Source organism: Pseudomonas sp. NPDC077649 (assembly GCF_044542855.1).
GTDB lineage: Bacteria > Pseudomonadota > Gammaproteobacteria > Pseudomonadales > Pseudomonadaceae > Aquipseudomonas.
Map to the genome: position 1 here is coordinate 558,677 of NZ_JBITVF010000002.1, position 18,915 is coordinate 577,591.

Here is an 18,915-nt window from a genome sequence, read left to right on the forward strand (position 1 = left end):
GCCGTCTTCGGTCTGACGTATCAGAGTCCACTTTACTCCGGGCAACCATTCGCGCAGGTAGCACTCGATGTGTGGTTGGGCTTGAGGACGTGTAGTGATCTGAAGGAGCAGGTTCATATTGATTGCCTCAGCGCTCTTTTGCCCAGGACCGTGAAATTTCACTGCACGGCCCTGGACGTTGCGGTAACTGCGGGATTAGGCAACGACCGGAATCAGTGGATCGGCGGCGGCAAGTGCAGCGCTCCGATCAGCAGCCGGCGGATAAATCCAGACGCTATTGATCTGCTGCTTGAGCGACTTGGCTTCATCTCGCACCATTTGCACCTGTCGGTCCCAGCCCTCGGTGAATACAGCGCCCCAGGCTCCCAAATCCAGGCAGGTCACGTACTTGGCTTGGCGATATGTAGTTGGCTGTACGCCCAGGAGGCTGGCCGCAGCGTTGTTGCCAGCCGAACGGCCGAGAGCAATTGCATGCTGGCATGACATGAGGGAGCGGTTGCCGTTTCCGTCCGTAGCCGCATTGGCCACGTCGCCAGTTGCGAACACGTCCTTCTGACCCGGAACCTGGAGGTTGTCGTCCACGTACAGGCGGCCGTAGTCGTCGCGCTCGCCAGGGATCTGTTCGGTCAGAGAACTCGCACGCACTCCGACGGTCCAGATCACGGTATCTGCGTCGATGCGCTCGCCGTCGGCCAGAATCACACCGCGCTCATCTACAGCAGCGACAAGGCTGTTCAGACGCCACTCCAAGCCCAGCGCCTCACTTGCGGAGACAATGGCGGAACGCGGTCCCTCACCCAACGCTGCGCCGATCTCGCGCCCGCGATCGACAACGATGACCCGGATATTGGCGTTCTCGCCCAAGGCGGCGCGAAGCCGGGCGGGCATTTCGGCAGCGGTCTCGATACCGGTGAAGCCGCCACCTGCAACTACAACGGTATTGCGGCTGGGCGAATCGGGCCGTGCGCCCAGGGACGATATATGCCGCTCAAGGCGCACCGCCTCGTCCAACTGATCCACGTCGAAGGCATGCTCAATACCGGCTAGCGTCGGGCGCACCACCTTGCTACCGGAGGCGAGGACTATCCGGTCATATGCCAGCTCCGCAGCCTTGCCCTGGCCGTCGCGGTAGCTGACCACCTGGCGCTCTACGTCGATATGCTCGGCCATGCCCTTAACGAAAGTCACGCCCACAGCGTCGAACAGTTTGTTGAGGGGGGCAACCATGCGATGCACATCCGGCTCGTAGAAGCGTGGACGGACATGGAGTTCGGCCTGCGGCGCAAGGACCAGGACTTCGACGTCATTACGGTTGTGTTTGTCCAGCAGACGAGTGGCGCTGAGCGCACTCCACATGCCACCAAAACCGGCACCGATGATGAGTATGCGTTGCTTCATGTGAATCTCCAGAAATCGAAATAGGGTGATCAATCAGGATCAGCGCACCCGGCTGCAGCAATGCCGGAAAGGCGTTCATCGTTTCCAGGGCGGGCCGACAACTACGACTATATGAGTCGTAGTTAGATCGAGCAAGCTTTTCTCTCCTGAACAGTGCACCGTTCGTCGCCGTTATCAGGCATCCGCCTTCACGCGCTTGGTTTGTCTGGGCTTAAGGCATAATCTGAATAGAAGGAAGCCCGCTGGCGAGCATGCGTGACGCTGACGCCCTTGGATTTCCCTTAGAAATCCTCATTAGAAATACGATCACATAAGGCGGAGTTATCGCATGGCTTTGTACAGTGCAGGCGTGGAATACGGGATTCACTGCCTGCTTTTTTTGACTGACGAGAAAGGCGATGGGCGCGAGGCCAGCGTGCGAACGCTGGCAGAGCTGCAAGGCGTTCCGCCGGAGTTGCTGGCCAAAGTGTTCACTCGTCTGGCCAAGGCTAATCTGGTGGTTGCGACCGAAGGAGTGCGTGGCGGCTTCCGCTTGGCTCGCCCTGCCGACGAGATCACAGTGCTGGACATCGTTCGGGCAATCGACGGCGACAAGGAAATCTTCGAGTGCCGCAACGTGCGCCAACGTTGCGCGGTGTTCCAGACTGGCTGCCCGGAACCAGATTGGGAGAGCGCTGGTCCTTGCAGCATCCATGCGGTCATGCTTCAGGCCCAGCAGCGGATGGAGGAAGCGCTCGCTCAGCAGACCATCTTGGATATCGTTCGCCGGGTTGCGCGCAAAACGCCGCCAGAGTATGGCGAACAGGTGCTGAAGTGGATGAACTGACCTGCCCGGCCCTGAGAACGCCGGTCAGCCGTTACTTTGTGGGAGTCGGCCTCCAGAACAGGGCCTAGCCTTGCACTTACAAGCCCTGGCTCTGGTTCAGCCCCGTTTTCCCCCAACTTTCAAGTGCGCCCCAGGGATTTCATCCAGTCTCGGGGGCTTTGCCCAGTCTTGCGGCGAAACGCCCGAGCCAGAGCTGATGGGCTTTCATAACCGACCTCGTCGGCGACAATTGATATCGGTCGCCCTTCGCGCAGATGCTTCTGCGCGACGCTGATGCGCCAACTCAGCAGATAATCTGCTGGCGTCTGCCCTACGACGGAGTGGAAATGAGCAGCATAGGCGGCGCGCGACATGTTCGACTCGCTCGCCAGCTCAGCAACCGACCAGGAGCGCTGAGGTGCGTTGTGCATCTGTACCAGAGAGCGCGCCAGGCGCGAGTCGGACAATCCCGCCATCATTCCGCTGTTCAGCGCACGCTGATCGAGGAGATGCCGCAGCAGCAAGATGATCAGCAGCTCGAATAGGCGATCAAGCACGGCCTCCCTGCCACAGTGTCCGGCAGCCGCCTCCGCGAACAACCACCTCAATGTGTCGGCCAGCAGCGGCAGCTCGTCGAGAGGCAACACCAAAAGATCGGGTAACGACGCAGATAACGGGTTGCTGGCACCGCCATCGAATTCCATTGAAGCGCACACGAGCTGGGCGCCCGTGGGTTCGTCGGCGATCAACTTATGCCGACTGGGGCGCGGCAGAAAAATCAGGCTGGGCCGGCTGAGCAGCAGATCCCCTCCATCGGGGCGCTTTAAAGTGACGCTGCCAGCCTGCAAGAGATGAAAGTGGCCATGCGGCTCGATGCCATCGTACGTCGCCACACCGCACAGTCTGCCATTATGAAATAGCCTTGCGCGGACGCCGAACTGCGACAACAGGGTGGACAAACGATCCATATCGGGCCCCATGGAAGCATGCGGACGATCAGTATCCTATCACCAGCAGTTTGGGTCCAAGCATGATCCTGCCCAGGCCTTGGTCAAGCGCGCCCTCAACAACTACCCCGGCCGGCGAAATTTTCAGGTCAGCCAATCGCCAATGTCAGGGACGACAGCAATTGTCCGCGCCTCCAAACGAGCGCGTCAGGCCGCCCCTGGTCCGTCAGCGAGCACGCATGGCGCTAGGCTCGGATGCCCAGCACCACGCCCTGCACACGCAGGCATTCGAGCAGAGCCTGCCCCTGAGGGAGGATCTCATCGATGGAGACGCCCACGGCTTCGGCCAGTGCGGCTAGATGCTCGCGGCCACTGCACTCTCGCGCCTGCAGCAAGGTGAGCAAGGCATACGCCAGCGGCGCAAGGCGGGAGAAATGCACTCGCTGGTCCGTTCGACGCTGTACCAGGATCAGCGTGGGCTCGCTCGATGCAGATGTCGGAAGGTGATTCGGACCGATATCGCAAACCGGCCAGCGGTAGGCCAAGGGCCAGGCCAAGGTCGACAGCAGCGGCACGCCCTCGAGCAGATCGCCCTCGGGATCATGGGCCGGCTCGCAGCTGGCGCTCAGCAGCAGCGCGCTTTCCGTCCATTCGTAGTGGGCCAGCTCCGCCAGCCAGGACGGCAGGCCCAGAGCATCGCCAGCCCCCTCCTCCAGGTAACCGACGAATTCCTTCGCCAGCTCGGTGAACAGTGGTGTCTGACAGCGGTAGTCGGCGTAGAAGGCGTGGACCAAGGCTTGCCACTGCGCAGGTGCAAGCGTGGCGCGAATCACCGGGAAGCCACCACCGAGCAGGGAGTCGAGGTTACCGATGAACAGCTGGCGATAGATGGCCAGACGGCGTGCCTCGATACCGGGAGGCGCCGGCTGCCGCGGATCACGGACATGGCGCGCCAGCGTCATCAGTTGCTCGTGCAGAGTCTCAGGCACGGCGCACCTCCTGAAGCTCTCGGCTTTCATGCTGAAACGTGCGAATCCGCTCCACCTCCCCCAGCAACTCGCTCAGCGGCGGGAAGTTGAAGTCGCGCTCCAGCAGCGTCGGCAAGGCACCGAAACGCCCATAAGCCTGCGCCAGCAGATTCCAGACGCCGTCCTTCACCGCGGCGCCGTGGGTATCGATCTTGAGATCCTCGGCCTCGTCATAGTGGCCGGCCACATGCAAGTAGACCACTCGCTGCGGCGGAATCGCGGCCAGGTAACCAGCTGCGTCGTAACCATGATTGATCGAATTGACGAAGAGGTTGTTGACGTCCAGCAGCAGGTCGCAATCCGCCTCATCCAGCACCGCCTTGAGGAAGTCGATCTCGCTCAGCGCCTGATAGGGCGCGGCGTAGTAGGAGATGTTCTCCACCGCGATGCGGCGTCCAAGCATGTCCTGAACCTGGCGAATACGCGAGGCGACATGCCGCACCGACTCGTCGGTGAAAGGCAGCGGCAGCAGATCGTAGAGCTGGCCGTCATCGGAGCAGTAGCTCAGGTGTTCGCTGTACAGCGCAACGCGATGATGATCGAGAAACAGACGGGTGCGTTGCAGCAACTCCCGGTCGAGAGGGGCCGGCCCACCCAAGGACAACGACAGGCCGTGGCAGGTAATCGGAAAACGCTCGGCAAGCCGCGCCAATTGCTCGCCATAAGCGCCCCCCACACCAATCCAGTTGTCGGGTGCACATTCGAGAAAGTCCACGGCGCTGTCCGCCATGAGACGAAACCCGGGTAGCAAGGCGCGGCGCAGACCAAGGCCGGCGCCATTCAAGGCTGATAAGGGCATCACGATGGCTCTCCAGATAGGGTGACGCCCTCCCCGCGCCTGGGCACCGGGAGGGCTTCGGATCAGTCCTTGGCCTGGCTCATGCGGGTGAACAATTCCGTGGGTACTGGCTTACCGTTGGAGGTGTACTGATTGCTGCGATACTTGTAGACCTCGGCCTCGGACAGGTAGCCGTCGCCGTTGGTGTCCATCTCGTCGAACTCGACCTGACGGGTCGGGGCTACGGTCAGGAACTCTGCGAGCGACACCAGGTGGTCGTCGTCGCTATCGGTGCGGGCGAAGGACTCGTCGCCGCACTTGCCCTCACCGCACTTGCCTTCGGCCTGGCTGACCTTGGCGCCGGCCTCGCTGGTGCCGCATTTGCCTTCACCACATTTGCCCTCCCCGCACTTGCCTTCGCCAGCCTTCTCGGCGGAAGCCAGTTGGTAACCCTGAGGCAATGCCTCCACGGCAAAGGAGGCCTGGGCCAGGCTCATGCCGCCCGCCAGGGCAACAGCGATGAGGCCGAGACGGGTCTTGTTGGTGACATGGGTACGAGACATAAGATTTCTCCGGACGCTGAGCGCGGTCGACCGCGCGGGTAATGCCACAAGGGCTGAATCCGGCATGAGGCAGATGGCGCGCCGATCGATACTCGACGGGGATGCGCAGGCCTCTTGCAGGCCTGGCCATTTGGCACCGGCGATGTATCCATGAAGTATCGGCAGACCGGCGCCTTTGTATGCCTGCGCCCAATACCCAAGTCGCTGATACAGAGAGATACCTCAATGAGCGGTTTGCCGAGGGCCGCTGCGCCGGGACACGCCGCATTGCCCATCACAGGCAGAACTGGCCGGGACCCTCTAGGGGGGCACGGCCACGCTTTGTAACGCTCTGTATTGCAGCGCGAAATCTTACACAGGCTTGCACAGCGGCCGCGGCTGGACACATGCGCACTACAAGGGAATGGAAGTCTGAGCCGCCTCGGGCTCACGCCATCGCCCGAGATACTCAATGAAGAGATATGGCGCAGCCCCATCAACGAGGTACACCCCATGATCAACACTATCGAGAAGGTGCTTTACACCGGCAAGACCCACACCCGCGGAGGCCGCAACGGCGAGTCGCGCAGCTCGGATGGAAGGCTGGACATCAAGCTGTCCGCCCCCGGCTCGTCCGCCCCCGGCACCAATCCCGAGCAACTGCTGGCAGCCGGCTGGTCGGCCTGCTTCATCGGCGCCATCGGCAAGGCGGCTGCCGCGCTCAAGGTTGCTCTCCCCGACGGCCTGGCGGTGGATGCGGAAGTGGACCTGGGCACCGGAGGCACCGCCTATTTCCTGCGGGCGCGGCTGAATGTCAGCCTGCCCGGGCTGGATCCGGAAGTCGCTCGAGCGCTGGTCGACACCGCGCACAGCACCTGTCCGTACTCCAAGGCCACTCGCGGCAACATAGACGTCGAAATCAACCTGATCTGATCCCGGCATGCGCTGCTGTCCGCCCGCCGGCGGACGGTAGCGTCGGCATTCTCCCCCTGCAACCAGCCGCCTTGCGCGCCCTCTCCACGACAGGATCCCCAACGTGATCAAGCCTCTTTTCAGCCTACTTGCGGCCTGCCTGATGACTGCCGCCTGCAGCGCAGGCGCCCAGGACGACCCGCTCAATCCACGCAGTGCCTCACCCGCCCCCACGGTTCCTGAACTCAGGGGGATCACGCACTGGATCAACAGCGAGCCCCAGACCTTGGAGCAATTGCGCGGGCGGGTCGTCCTCGTCGAGTTCTGGACCTATGACTGCATCAACTGCCTGCGCACCCTGCCCCATGTGCAGCAATGGCACGAACGCTATCGCGATCAAGGGCTGGTCGTGATTGGTGTGCACACGCCCGAGTACGCACATGAAAAGGTAACGGCCAATCTCGATGAGGCGGTAGATCGACTCGGCATCACCTATCCGGTCGCCCAGGACAATGGCTACAGGACCTGGAACGCCTTCGGCAACCGCTACTGGCCGGCCCTCTACCTGATCGACCAGGGCGGTCGCATTGTCTACCAGCACTTCGGCGAAGGTGCCTATGCCGAAACCGAAACCAAGATTCGGCAACTGCTTCAGGCCACCCACTGAAAGGGAAATAGGCACAGGGCGACGGGATATGCCATCCCGTCGCCCTGTGGCGGTCTCATGTCATGCCCGTTCGCCGGGCAGGAATCACTGCTCCAGAACGAGCAGCGGTGTGCCTTTCTTGACGATGTAAGTCGCCAGCTCAGAGGCCTTGTCCTCACCGATATTGGTGGCGATATGCGGCGTGCCGGCCGGGATGTAGAGGGACTCGCCGGCCTTGAGAATCACCGGTGCCCGCCCCTTGAGCCGATACTCGAAGGTGCCTTCGATCACGTAAGCGACCTCCACCCCCGGATGGGAATGATTCGGCGATGCCACACCCGGGTCGAAATCGACCCGTGCCTGAATCACCTCGTGAACCGAGTCGCCGAGATCATCGCGAGTCAGATCCGTGCGCTGGATACCTTGTCTCCAGTTGGCGCTCGCAGCGCTTTCGGTCTGGTGCTGGTCGGCCTGGGCAAGCCCGGCAAATGCGGTAAGCGCCACAGCGGCGGCGAGTAGATGGGGATAACGCATGGTCGTCTCCTTTCAGAGCAGTCAGAGGGAGGCGCCACTCTGACCAACCGCCGTAGCCTCGGTATGTCGAAAGGATGCAGATTTGCATGCCTGCGTGTGCGCAAGGGCCTGGGATACATCAGGGTACAGTCGGCTAGTCGACCCTCTACCCGCGCACTAACGACAACGGCCTACCAGGCCTGCTGCTTCTCCATGATGAAGTTCACGAAAGCCCGCAGACGCAGCGGCATGTGCTTGTGCTGCGGGTACAACAGGGTGAAAGGCCGCGAGCGCCCGGCAAACGGCTGAAGCACCTCCACCAGCGAGCCCTCCGCCAGTTCGCGCTCGACAATGAAGCGATAGGTCTGGAACAGACCCGCGCCATGCTTGGCCAGGGTCACGCCGCCGAGCACGTCGTCGGAACAGAGGTAGCCGCCATCGGTCAGCATTTCTCGCTCCTTGCCCCCTTCGCTGAATAGCCAGGTGATCCGTCGTCCACTGCTGGGCAGTTCGAACTGGATGCATTCGTGCTGCTGCAGATCGTCCAGCACCAGCGGGGTACCGATCCGCTGCAAGTATTCGGGGGCAGCCACCACCAGCAGACGGGCATCTTCCAGCGGGCGGGCGATCAAGGTCGAGTCGGGCTGGGCCCGCACACGCACGGCCATGTCGTAGCCTTCGCCGACGAAATCGATATTGCGGTTGCTCAGATGGGCCTCGACCCGGACCTTCGGGTAGCGCCGCCGGAACTCGGGCAGCAGCGGCAGAATCCGGTGGTGTCCGTAAGTGGTGGGCAGACTGATGCGCAAGGTACCCGAAGGCTCCTGCTGCTTGCCCATCACCTCCCGCTCCGCATCCACCAACTGCGTCAGGGCCTGCCGGCACTGTTCGTAATAACTGCGCCCACCTTCGGTCAGGCGGATGCTGCGCGTGGTGCGCACGAACAATTTCGTCCCCAGGCGCTCCTCGAGACGGCCGACCGAGCGGCTGACCGCTGCCGGGGTTACCCCCGCAACGAGCGCGGCCGCGGTGAAACCACCCTCCTCGGCCGCGAGGCAAAAAAGCTCGATGCTGCCCAGCAATACATCGTCGAACTGTCTGCGCATGATTAATTACACCATGTATCAACTGAAGTTTCCCAAACCCCATTTATCGGCATTGGAGGCACAAATATAGTCCCTCCCAACGGCGTATCGCAGATTCCGCTCGGCGCCGAGCAAGAGCCCTTCACTCTCTTCAGGAGAAACATCATGAGCAGCAACAAAACCGTCGTCATCACCGGAGCTTCCAGCGGTATCGGCTTTGGCCTGGTCAAGGCCTTTCTCGCCAGCGGATTCAACGTCGTCGGCAATGCACGCTCCGAGGCGCGCCTGGCCGAGGCGCGCGCCGAACTCGGCAACCCCGACAGCTTCATTGGCGTGGCGGGCGACATTGCCCACCCGGAAACCGCCAAGCGTATCTTCCAGGTGGGCATCGAGGTGTTCGGCAAGGTCGATGTGCTGGTCAACAATGCCGGCTTCTTCCTGCCGAAGCCTTTCGTCGAGTACAGCCCGGAGGATATCGAGAGCCTGCTGGAAACCAATCTCAAGGGGGTGATCTACGCTTCGCAAGTAGCCGCCGCCCATATGATCGAGCGCAAGCAGGGCCATATCATCAACATCACCGCGGCGGTCGCGCTGCAACCCAACCTGGCGGTTCCCGCGGCATTGCCGGTGCTGATCAAGGGCGGGTTGAACCAGGCCACCCGCGCACTGGCCCTGGAACTGTCGCCCTACAACATCAAAGTCAACGCGGTCGCCCCGGGGATCATCGAAACCCCGATGCACGATCCGGCGACCCGCGACTTCCTCAACGGCCTGCAGCCGGCCGGCCGCATCGGTCAGGTCAGTGAAATCGCCGATGCCGTGCTGTATCTGGCCAACGCGGACTTCACCACCGGCGTGGTGCTGCCCGTCGATGGCGGCATGAGCGTCGGCAAGTGGTAGTCGGCCAGCGCGGCCAGAATCGATAGCGCACCGCGGTGAAGACCGCCCCGTCCCACCCCAACGCAGGAGCAATACCATGCCGTTCGTCAACGTTCGAATCACTCGCGATGGCGTCACCCGCGAGCAGAAAGCCCAGGTCATAAAGGAAATCACTGAGACCCTGGAACGCGTCCTCAACAAGCGTCCCGATCTTACCCATATCGTGATCGAGGAGGTCGACACCGATAACTGGGGTTATGCCGGCATGACCACCACCGAGTACCGCAGCAAGACGCCGCAGAGCTAGCCCCCTGTGGGTCGGTCGGCTCGACCGGCCCACACCTCTCGTACCCCTGAGCCGGCCGTGCCGTATGAGCCTCTCGCGGGAATGCTGAGAGGCTGCACCAGCCATTAAATGATGGACGGCATTTGATTTTATATTACTATCATAATATAAATTACCGCAGCCCCCTTCAGGACTGCGAACGATGCGTACCGAGCCCCTGTCACTCCCCCTCATATTGTCACTGGCGCTGGTGGCCGGTTGTCACAGTCAGGCCGATACCTCGGCGCCGGCTCTACAGCCACGTAACGTGCTGACCACAACCGCGCAGGCAGCCACCAGCGGCACCTCGCTCTACACCGGGGTCGTCGCCGCCCGCACCACCAGTGACCTGGGCTTCAGGGTCGGCGGCAAGGTCGTCGAGCGTCGGGTGGATCCCGGCTCCCACGTGGCACGCGGCGACGTCCTGCTGGTACTGGACAACGTCGACTTCCAGCTCGCTCTGCGCGCCGCCCGCAATCGGGTTGCCGCCGCCCAGGCCGAATTGCGCCAGGCGCGCGACGACGAAGCCCGCTATCGCCGCCTGAGTCATACCGGTGCCATTTCGCGGCAGAGATTCGAACAGGCGGCCACCCGGCTGCGCGTGGCCGAGGCGGCTCATGCCGCCGCCAGTTCGGAGGCCGCCCAAGTGGAGAACCGCCAGCACTACTCGACCCTGGTCGCCGACGCCGATGGCGTGGTTACCGAGGTGCTGGCGGATCGCGGCCAGGTGGTCGGCGAGGGTCAGGTGGTCGTCAGGCTGGCCCATGCGGGCGCACGCGAAGCGGTGATCGACCTTCCGGAAACCCAGCGCATGCTGGCCAGTCAGCCGGCGCAGGCCATTCCCTACGGCCAGGAAACTCCGCTGCCTGCGACGCTACGCGAACTGTCCGCCAGTGCCGACCCCGTCACCCGTACCTTTCGCGCCCGTTACACCCTGGCCGGGGATAATGCCGATCTGGCCCTGGGCTCCACCGTAACGCTGCACCTGGGCAGCGCGGCACAGGCGCGACAAGTACGGGTGCCGCTCGGCGCGCTACTCGACAAGGGCCAGGCAACCGGTGTCTGGGTCATAGGCGCAGACAGCCGGGTTACGCTGAGAACGGTCAAGGTCCTACGCCTGGGGCAGGAACATGCGCTGCTGGAGGGAGACCTGGCGCCTGGCGAGCGCATCGTCGCGCTCGGCGCGCAGCTCCTCAATGCCGGCGACAGCGTACGCGAACTCGCCACGCCTTCGCTTGCCCGGGAGCACTGAGATGAGCGGCTTCAACCTGTCCAGCTACGCCGTACGCCAGCCGGCGGTGACCCTGTTCCTGATCATCGCGACGCTGCTGGCCGGCGTCATCGCCTTCGGCAAGCTCGGCCGCGCCGAGGACCCCTCCTTCACCGTAAAGACCATGACCATCACGGCAGCCTGGCCGGGCGCCACCGCCAGAGAAATGCAGGAGCAGGTAGCCGATCGCCTGGAGAAGCGCCTGCAGGAACTGGATCTGTATGACCGGGTGGAGACCATCGCCCAGCCCGGCTTCGTCTCGATGCGCCTGCAGTTCCTCGACTCCACCCGTCCCAAGGACATCCAGCAGCTGTTCTACCAGACCCGCAAGAAACTCACGGACGAGGCCCAGCGCCTGCCCCGGGGCGTCCTAGGGCCCTACTTCAACGATGAATACTCCGACGTCTACTTCGCCCTCTACGCACTGGAGGCCGAGCCCTTGCCGCATCGCCAGCAGGTGCGCATGGCCGAGGATCTGCGCCAGCAACTGCTGCGTCTGCCCGGGGTGAAGAAGGTCAACATCCTCGGCGAGCAGGCGCAGCGCATCTTCGTCGAGTTCTCCTACGAGCGTCTGGCCACCCTGGGTCTGCGGCCCGAGCAGATCTTCGACAGCCTGGCCAAACAGAATGCCGTGGCGCCGGCCGGCTTCGTCGAGACCAGCGGCCCGCGCGCCCACATCCGTCTCGATGGCGCCTTCGACAGCCTCGAGCTGATCGAGAACGTACCGATCAACGCGGGCGGCCGACTCCTGCGCATCGCCGACGTTGCCAACGTACGCCGCGGCTACGAGGAGCCGGCGAGCTACCGCATCCGTCACCAGGGCAAGCCAGCGCTGATGCTCGGCGTGGTGATGGAGCCGCATTTCAACGGCCTGGAGCTGGACGAGTCCTTGCAGGCCGAAGAGTCACGCATCCAGGCCGACCTGCCGCTCGGCATACGCTTCGACAAGGTCGCCGACCAGGCCGAGAAGATCCGCCTGGCGGTGAACGAATTCATGCTCAAGTTCTTTGTCGCCCTTGCCGTGGTCATGGTCATCAGCCTGCTGGCGCTGGGCCTGCGCGTCGGTCTGGTGGTAGCCGCCGCCGTGCCTCTGACTCTGTCCATCGTCTTCGTGGTGATGCTGGCGACTGGCAGAGAGTTCGACCGCATCACCCTCGGCGCGCTGATCCTCTCTCTGGGGCTTCTGGTGGACGACGCCATCATCGCCATCGAAATGATGGTGGTAAAGCTCGAAGAAGGCCTGGGACGCATGCAGGCTGCCACCTTCGCCTGGACCTCCACTGCCGCGCCCATGCTGACCGGCACCCTGGTGACGGTCATCGGATTCCTGCCGGTGGGGTTCGCCCGCTCGGGCGCCGGTGAATATGCCGGCAACATCTTCTGGATCGTCGGCTTCGCCCTGCTCGCTTCCTGGCTGGTGGCGGTGTTTTTCACCCCCTACCTGGGCGTGAAACTGCTGCCGAAGATCCGCCCGGTGGCCGGTGGCCACGAGGCGCTTTACGCCACGCCGGGCTACCAGCGTCTGCGACGTGTTGTCAGTTGGTGCGTCAACCGCCGCGTGCTCGTCAGCGTTCTGGTGGTGGGCGCCTTCGCCCTCAGCATCCTGGGTCTTGGCGCGGTGAAGAAGCAGTTCTTCCCCAACTCCGACCGCTCGGAGTTGCTGGTGGAGGTCTACATGCCGCCGGGTAGCGCCTTCAAGGCCACCGAAACGGTGGTCGCTCAGGTGGAGCAAGCCCTGCTCGAAGAACCCCAGACGCAGATGGTGGATGCCTATGTGGGCGGCGGCGCCCCCCGCTTCTTCCTGTCGCTGAATCCGGAACTGCCGGACCCGGCCTTCGCCAAGCTCATCGTGCAAACCGCCGACTCGCATGCCCGCGACGCCCTCAAGGCACGCATGCAGGCCCGCGTCGAAGCCGGCGAATTCCCCTCCGCGCGGGTGCGCGTCACGCAACTAGTGTTCGGCCCACCGGTGCCGTTCCCGGTGGTGTTTCGCGTCTCCGGCCCCGATCTCGAACGACTCCGGCAGGTCAGCGAAGAAGTGCGCGCAGTGGTGAGCACCAACCCCATGACGCGCGACACCTTCGTCGACTGGGGTGAACGCAGCAGTGCCTACCGCCTGGTGCTCGACCAGGATCGTCTGCGCCTGTTGGGCTTCAGCCTCGATGAGGTGAAGAGCCAGCTCAACGCCCTGCTGGTCGGCAACCCGGTGACCGAGGTACGTGAAGGCACTCGCAGCGTATCGGTGATGGTGCGGGCCCTGAATACTCAGCGGGAGAACCTCGACGGCATCGCCGGCCTGACCATTACCAACGCGGCGGGGGTATCGGTGCCCCTGGAGCAGGTAGGTCATTTCCAGGCCGTGATGGAGGAGCCCATCCTCAAACGCCGTGACCGCGAGCCGACCTTCGAGGTGCGCGCCGATATCCTGCCCGGCACCCAGCCGCCAGATGTGCAGAAGGCGGTATATGCCGACTTGCAGGCGCTGATCGCCGGCCTGCCGGAAGGCTACCGGGTGACCATCGGCGGCCCGGTCGAGGAAAGCGCCAAGGCCAATCGGGCCCTTGCCGAGTGGTTCCCGCTCATGATTCTGCTGACCCTGGTGGTGATCATGTTCCAGGTGCGTTCTTTCGCCCTGATGTTCATGGTCTTCGCCACCGCGCCGCTGGGCCTGATAGGTGCGGTGCCGACCCTGTTGCTGTTCGGCCAGCCGTTCGGCTTCAACGCCATTCTGGCGTTGATCGGCATCGGCGGCATCCTGATGCGCAACACCCTGATCTTCACCGACCAGATTCGCCACGAGCAGGCTGACGGCAGGCCGCTACGCGAAGCGATCATCGAAGCCACGGTGCGTCGCGCCCGCCCAGTGTTGCTCACGGCGCTGGCCGCCGCCCTCGCCTTCATCCCGCTGACCTTCTCGGTGTTCTGGTCAGCGATGGCCTATGTGCTGATAGGCGGAGTCCTGGTCGGGACGTTGCTGACGCTGCTGTTCCTCCCTGCCCTCGCCGCGCTGATCCTGCGCACGAAGCCGCAGCCGACCCGCGAGGCGCACCCGAGCTGGACGCCCCCCGGTCAGACGCAAGCCCGTGCACTGCGGCAGCGCGAAGGCAGCGAGGCATGAACGAATCGCGGCGATCTGCCGCCGAGAAGATGAGGTCATGAGAACGACTACAACCCACTCCCCCGAAGTCCGTGAACGTGCCGTGCACATGGTGCTGGAGCACCTGAACGACTGGCCAAGGACGCCCGTTCAGCGGAGCCGGCCAGGACCTGAGCTTCGTCGGGTGCTCGGCGTTGTAGTCGTCCCTGCAATCCAGACTCAGTGCTTCTCATAAAACCCGCATCACTGCTGCTTGCGTTTACGGAACTCCGCCACCTTATGCCGGTTACCGCATAGCGCCATGCTGCACCAGCGGCGGCGATGGGACTTGGTGCGGTCGTAGAACCAGAGCACGCAATCTGGATGTTCGCATTGACGCACCAGATTGAAGTCTCCTTCCACCAGCAACTTGGCAGCCGCCTCGGCCAGAGGCGCCAGGTACTGCTCGGCGGTGGTTGCTGCCCGCACTTTCTCCAGTCGCAGTTCTCCACTCGTCGAACAGTCCAGCCGCAGGTGGCTGGGCGTGGCCAGGAAGCGATTGAGTACCTCCGGCGAACCCTGGCCGCCCGCCTTGCGTCGCTCCACCAGCCCCCGCACCGCTTCGCGCAGGGTCAACGCCACCTTCAGCAACTCGCCCTTGGGAAAGCGCGTGCTGGGTAGGTCCCAGCCGGTGCGGACCAGCCAAGCTCGGACATCCTCGTCGCTGCGCCAGAACTCCAGAGGAGCCCCGTCCAGAGCGGCCAAGGTATTGAGCATGTCCAGCACGGGGTGGTCGGCCAGTACGAAGGGTTCGACGGGAGGCGAAGCAGAGGTGGTGGTCATGATGGCGCTCTGTAAGGTAACCGGCCAAATGGTAACCCTATAAACCATAACTGAACAGTTACAAAATTCTGGCTTGTAACCTTTTTTATCCAGTTGACAGGTTACAGGCAAGGTTCATAATCGGCGCCATGGGTAACCATAAATAATCATTTTACAAGTTACAGAGTGATCGCCATGACCTCACCTATCGTGCATATCCCGGTTCGCCACCAGTTCGTCGACGCCGACGGTGTCCGCGTCTTCTACCGTGAGGCGGGTGACCCCGCCGCCCCCACCCTGCTGCTGGTGCACGGCTTTCCCAGCTCTTCCCACCAGTTCCGCGAACTGATCCCGCTGCTGGCCGACATGTTCCATATCGTTGCGCCGGACCTGCCGGGGTTCGGTTTCACCGAGGTGCCCGCTGAGCGTGAATACCGCTACAGCTTCGATGCCCTGGCGCTCACCCTCGACGCCTTCGTCGAGAAGCTGGGCCTGCAACGCTACGCCCTCTACGTGTTCGACTACGGCGCACCCACTGCCCTGCGCCTGGCCCTGGCCCATCCGGATCGAGTCACCGGGTTGATCTCGCAAAATGGCAATGCCTACCTGGAAGGTTTGGGCGATGCCTGGCAGCCGATCCGCGACTATTGGGCCGAACCGGGCAATCCCGAGCGCCGCCAGGTGGTGAACGATGCCGTGCTGAACCTGGCCGGCACCCGCTGGCAGTACCTGCATGGCGTGAAGGACGTGGAGCGGGTGGCGCCCGAGTCGTACTACCTCGATGCGTTGCTGTTGGAACGTCCAGGCAACAAGGACATCCAGCTCGACCTGTTCCTCGATTACGCCAATAACCTGAAGCTGTACCCGGCCTTCCAAGCGTTCCTGCGCGATACGCGACTGCCTACCCTGGTGATCTGGGGCGCGCACGATCCCTTCTTCATCCCGCCGGGCGCTGAAGCTTTCAAACGCGACAATCCCGATGCGATCGTGGAGTTGCTCGATACCGGGCACTTCGCCCTGGAAACCCATGTGGATCATATCGCCCGGCGCATCCGGGACGTGCTGGGGAGCATTCAGGCCTGATGTCTTGCCCAACTCGACCGGAGCTCGCGCCATGACCCGCGCCATCAAACTCTACCGTTATCCGCTGTCGGTGCATGCCCACCGCGCAGAGCTGCTGCTCGCGTTGCTGAAGTTGCCCACCGAGCTGATCTTCGTCGACCTGGCCAAGCGGGCCCACAAGCACCCCGAATTCCTCGCCCTCAATAGCTTCGGTCAGGTGCCGGTGATCGACGACGGCGGCACCATCGTCAGCGACTCGAACGCCATCCTCGTCTACTTGGCGAAAAAATATGGCAACGGTCGCTGGCTGCCGGCAGATCCCCTAGGCGAGGCCCGTGTACAGCGTTGGCTGTCGGTGGCGGCCGGCCAGGTCGCCTTCGGGCCTGGGGCCGCGCGGCTGATCAGGGTGTTCGGCGCCCGCTTCAATGCCGACGACGTCATCGCCCGCGCCCATGCCTTGTTCCAGATCATGGATGGCGAACTGGCCAGAACGCCCTTCCTCGCCGGTGATTGTCCCAGCATTGCTGACATCGCCAACTACACCTCCATCGCGCTCGCGCCGGAGGGCAATGTGTCGTTGGCGCCATACCCCAACCTCCGCGCCTGGCTGACCCGCATCGAGGCCCTGCCCGGCTTCGTGCCCATGCAGCGCTCCGTGGCCGGCCTGCAGGCCGGCTGAACCCGCCGCCCGCTGCCGGTACGCCCGGCAGCCTCTCCAGCGAGGTCTTCGTGATGGATACTTCAACCAATCCCCGCCGTTCTCCCTGGCATGCCGGCGAAAAGGCGATGCAAGAACGCGCCGGCGTTTCCGGGGACATGGAGTCCTACGGTCAGCGGGTGATCCGTGACTACATGCCAGACCAGCACCGTGACTTCTATCACCAATTGCCCTTCATGATCGTCGGCGCAGTGGATGCCCAGGGCCGACCCTGGGCGACGCTACTCGAAGGGCCGGAAGGCTTCGTCACCTCGCCCGATCCCCGCTGCCTGGTGCTAGCCACCGAACTCGACCAGCAGGACCCGGCGGCCAGCGGCTTTGCGACCGGCAGCGCGATCGGCCTGCTGGGCATCGAGTTGCACACACGGCGGCGCAACCGCATGAACGGCGTCCTCCGACAAGTCGAAGCGGGTCGTCTGGAAGTCGCCGTCGAGCACTCCTTCGGCAATTGCCCGCAGTACATCCAGCAACGCACCTACACCCGCGAGGAGACAGGCCGCGACGAGCAGGACGCACGCCGGGACTTCGCGGCGCTGGACGCCAGCCTGGCAGCGATGATCCGCAATGCCGATACGTTCTTCGTCGCCAGCTACGTCGCGCACGAAGACGGCCAACGCTCTGTGGATGTCTCCCATCGCGGTGGGCGGCCTGGATTCATTAAAGTCGCCGGGAACCGCCTGACCATCCCGGACTACGCCGGCAACTTGCACTTCAACACCCTGGGCAACCTGCACCTGAACCCGGTCGCCGGATTGCTTTTTGTCGATTTTCTCAATGGCGATGTGCTGCAACTGTTTGGAACGACGGAACTGATTGCCAACAGCCCGATGATCGGCGCTTTCAAGGGTGCCGAACGCCTCTGGACCCTCGACGTACAGCAGGCCGTGCTTCGACCGCGCGCTCTATCGATTCGCTGGAATTTCCAGGAATACGCGCCGACCAGCCTGATGACCGGTACCTGGGCCGAAGCCGATGGGCAGCAGCGCAATCAGTGGCAGGACTGGCAAGTGATCCGCCTGGAGCAGGAAAGCCAGGACATCCGTTCCTTCTACCTCCAGCCCCCAAACGGCGAGACGGTCAGTTTCATGGCGGGACAGCATCTACCGCTACGCATTCCCACGGCCGCCGGGGGGCAGGTGCTGGTTCGCACCTATAGCCTGTCCAGCGCACCCTCTGACAGCTTTCTGCGCATCAGCGTCAAGCTTCAGGGGCTGGTCTCGCGCTACCTGCACGACCAGGTTCGAGTCGGTGACCGACTACAGGTACGCGCACCCATGGGGCGCTTCACCCTTGACGGAGACACGCCACGCCCCGTGGTACTGATCGGCGCAGGCGTCGGCATGACGCCATTGCTTTCGATGCTGCGGGAATTGGTGGCGCAGAACCAGCTGTCGGGAAACAAGCGCCGCATTCACCTGTTCCAGTCCGCGCGAACCTTGAAGCAATTGCCTTTTCAGCAGGACATCGCAGATCTGCGCAAACGCTGCCCTGATCTGTTGCAGGTGCACCGCGCCCTCAGCTGCCCGGAAGAAAATACAGTGCTGGGCCGGGATCATGAACAGCTCGGACGTCTCGACGTCGCGACGATCAAGATTCACCTGCCGGTGGACGACTACGACTTCTACTTATGTGGCCCCGGGGGCTTTGTCCAAGCGATTTACGACGGCCTGCGCGCACTGAACATCGCCGATCAACGCATCCACGCCGAGACCTTTGGCCCCTCGACACTGCAACGCAAAGAGGACAATCAACCAGCAACACCCGCTCAGCCGCCGGCGGCAACAGCACCGGCGCCGGTGTATTTCTCCGCCTCGGCCAGGGAAGCCCGCTGGAAACCAGGCAGCGGCAGCCTGCTGGAACTGGCGGAAAGCCGTGGTCTGTCTCCCGACTTCAGCTGCCGTGGTGGGTCCTGCGGCATGTGCCGAACGAAAGTGCTCAGCGGCCAGGTGCACTACCCCCATCTCCCGGCTCAGATGCCGGACGAAGGCATGGCGCTCATCTGTTGCGCTGTACCCGCTTTAGACGAAAGCGGTGGGCAGCCGCTGGTTCTGGATATCTGATGAGGAACACGGAAATAGCTGATGAAATCACCTCCATCGCCGGGCTTGA

The 18,915-nt window shown here is 63.1% G+C and carries 18 protein-coding genes; 10 read left to right on the forward strand and 8 right to left on the reverse strand.

Features of this window, described 5'->3' with window-relative positions; translation table 11 throughout:
* Nucleotides 1-195 precede the first annotated feature (195 nt).
* Complete coding sequence (locus ACIGFL_RS09725; protein WP_397497038.1) at nt 196-1,398, reverse strand: NAD(P)/FAD-dependent oxidoreductase; 1,203 nt, start codon at nt 1,396-1,398, stop codon at nt 196-198.
* Nucleotides 1,399-1,726: 328 nt separating this feature from the next.
* Here ACIGFL_RS09725 and ACIGFL_RS09730 point away from each other — a divergent pair, with 328 nt between their 5' ends.
* The gene (locus tag ACIGFL_RS09730; protein ID WP_122107303.1) at nt 1,727-2,224 is read left to right on the forward strand and encodes an Rrf2 family transcriptional regulator; all 498 of its coding nucleotides are present in this window, start codon (nt 1,727-1,729) and stop codon (nt 2,222-2,224) included.
* A 119-nt stretch (nt 2,225-2,343) separates the two neighbouring features.
* Here ACIGFL_RS09730 and ACIGFL_RS09735 read toward each other — a convergent pair whose 3' ends face one another.
* From ACIGFL_RS09735 to ACIGFL_RS09750, 4 genes are all read right to left on the reverse strand, one after another.
* Nucleotides 2,344-3,171 carry an AraC family transcriptional regulator gene (locus ACIGFL_RS09735; protein ID WP_021446038.1) on the reverse strand — a complete coding sequence of 276 codons (828 nt, stop codon included), beginning with the start codon at nt 3,169-3,171 and terminating at the stop codon, nt 2,344-2,346.
* 224 nt (nt 3,172-3,395) lie between these two features.
* On the reverse strand, nt 3,396-4,139 hold the full coding sequence (locus ACIGFL_RS09740; RefSeq protein WP_031304012.1) for a DUF2063 domain-containing protein: 744 nt from the start codon (nt 4,137-4,139) through the stop codon (nt 3,396-3,398).
* Nucleotides 4,132-4,977 (reverse strand): DUF692 domain-containing protein, encoded by an 846-nt coding sequence (locus tag ACIGFL_RS09745; RefSeq protein ID WP_397497039.1) that lies wholly within the window; start codon nt 4,975-4,977, stop codon nt 4,132-4,134. Before ACIGFL_RS09745 ends, ACIGFL_RS09740 begins: the two co-directional genes overlap by 8 nt.
* 62 nt (nt 4,978-5,039) lie before the next feature.
* Nucleotides 5,040-5,519: a hypothetical protein gene (locus ACIGFL_RS09750; RefSeq protein WP_397497040.1), complete on the reverse strand. Its 480-nt coding sequence runs from the start codon at nt 5,517-5,519 to the stop codon at nt 5,040-5,042.
* Between the two features lie 492 nt (nt 5,520-6,011).
* On the opposite strand from ACIGFL_RS09750, the gene ACIGFL_RS09755 reads away from it, so the two are divergent.
* Nucleotides 6,012-6,431 (forward strand): Ohr family peroxiredoxin, encoded by a 420-nt coding sequence (locus ACIGFL_RS09755; RefSeq protein ID WP_021446042.1) that lies wholly within the window; start codon nt 6,012-6,014, stop codon nt 6,429-6,431.
* A gap of 103 nt (nt 6,432-6,534) precedes the next feature.
* On the forward strand, nt 6,535-7,077 hold the full coding sequence (locus tag ACIGFL_RS09760) for a thioredoxin family protein (protein ID WP_232460336.1): 543 nt from the start codon (nt 6,535-6,537) through the stop codon (nt 7,075-7,077).
* 84 nt (nt 7,078-7,161) lie between these two features.
* Here ACIGFL_RS09760 and ACIGFL_RS09765 read toward each other — a convergent pair whose 3' ends face one another.
* Together ACIGFL_RS09765 and ACIGFL_RS09770 are read right to left on the reverse strand one after the other, a co-directional pair.
* Entirely contained in the window at nt 7,162-7,590 is a 429-nt protein-coding gene (locus ACIGFL_RS09765) for a cupin domain-containing protein (protein ID WP_397497041.1), read from the reverse strand.
* Nucleotides 7,591-7,760: 170 nt separating this feature from the next.
* On the reverse strand, nt 7,761-8,675 hold the full coding sequence (locus tag ACIGFL_RS09770; RefSeq protein ID WP_031304016.1) for a LysR family transcriptional regulator: 915 nt from the start codon (nt 8,673-8,675) through the stop codon (nt 7,761-7,763).
* Nucleotides 8,676-8,819: 144 nt separating this feature from the next.
* Between ACIGFL_RS09770 and ACIGFL_RS09775 the strand changes: the two genes are divergently transcribed.
* The 4 genes from ACIGFL_RS09775 (at nt 8,820) to ACIGFL_RS09790 (ending at nt 14,246) form a co-directional block, all read left to right on the forward strand.
* Nucleotides 8,820-9,554 carry an SDR family NAD(P)-dependent oxidoreductase gene (locus ACIGFL_RS09775; protein WP_397497042.1) on the forward strand — a complete coding sequence of 245 codons (735 nt, stop codon included), beginning with the start codon at nt 8,820-8,822 and terminating at the stop codon, nt 9,552-9,554.
* A gap of 76 nt (nt 9,555-9,630) precedes the next feature.
* Nucleotides 9,631-9,840, forward strand: a complete 210-nt coding sequence (locus ACIGFL_RS09780; protein WP_003243425.1) for a 4-oxalocrotonate tautomerase family protein — start codon at nt 9,631-9,633, stop codon at nt 9,838-9,840.
* 181 nt (nt 9,841-10,021) lie between these two features.
* Nucleotides 10,022-11,110: an efflux RND transporter periplasmic adaptor subunit gene (locus tag ACIGFL_RS09785; RefSeq protein ID WP_397497043.1), complete on the forward strand. Its 1,089-nt coding sequence runs from the start codon at nt 10,022-10,024 to the stop codon at nt 11,108-11,110.
* Between the two features lies 1 nt (nt 11,111).
* Nucleotides 11,112-14,246, forward strand: coding sequence for an efflux RND transporter permease subunit (locus ACIGFL_RS09790; RefSeq protein WP_397497044.1), 3,135 nt, complete (start codon nt 11,112-11,114; stop codon nt 14,244-14,246).
* Between the two features lie 222 nt (nt 14,247-14,468).
* Here the strand turns inward: ACIGFL_RS09790 and ACIGFL_RS09795 are convergent, their stop codons facing one another.
* Nucleotides 14,469-15,047 carry a CGNR zinc finger domain-containing protein gene (locus tag ACIGFL_RS09795; protein WP_397497045.1) on the reverse strand — a complete coding sequence of 193 codons (579 nt, stop codon included), beginning with the start codon at nt 15,045-15,047 and terminating at the stop codon, nt 14,469-14,471.
* 174 nt (nt 15,048-15,221) lie between these two features.
* Between ACIGFL_RS09795 and ACIGFL_RS09800 the strand changes: the two genes are divergently transcribed.
* The 3 genes from ACIGFL_RS09800 to ACIGFL_RS09810 are packed head-to-tail and all read left to right on the forward strand — an operon-like array spanning nt 15,222 to nt 18,866.
* Nucleotides 15,222-16,109 (forward strand): alpha/beta fold hydrolase, encoded by an 888-nt coding sequence (locus ACIGFL_RS09800; protein ID WP_122107313.1) that lies wholly within the window; start codon nt 15,222-15,224, stop codon nt 16,107-16,109.
* Between the two features lie 31 nt (nt 16,110-16,140).
* A complete protein-coding gene (locus ACIGFL_RS09805; RefSeq protein ID WP_397497046.1) occupies nt 16,141-16,767 on the forward strand; it encodes a glutathione S-transferase family protein in 627 nt (208 codons plus the stop codon).
* 53 nt (nt 16,768-16,820) lie between these two features.
* Nucleotides 16,821-18,866, forward strand: a complete 2,046-nt coding sequence (locus ACIGFL_RS09810) for a pyridoxamine 5'-phosphate oxidase family protein (RefSeq protein WP_397497047.1) — start codon at nt 16,821-16,823, stop codon at nt 18,864-18,866.
* Nucleotides 18,867-18,915 lie beyond the last annotated feature (49 nt).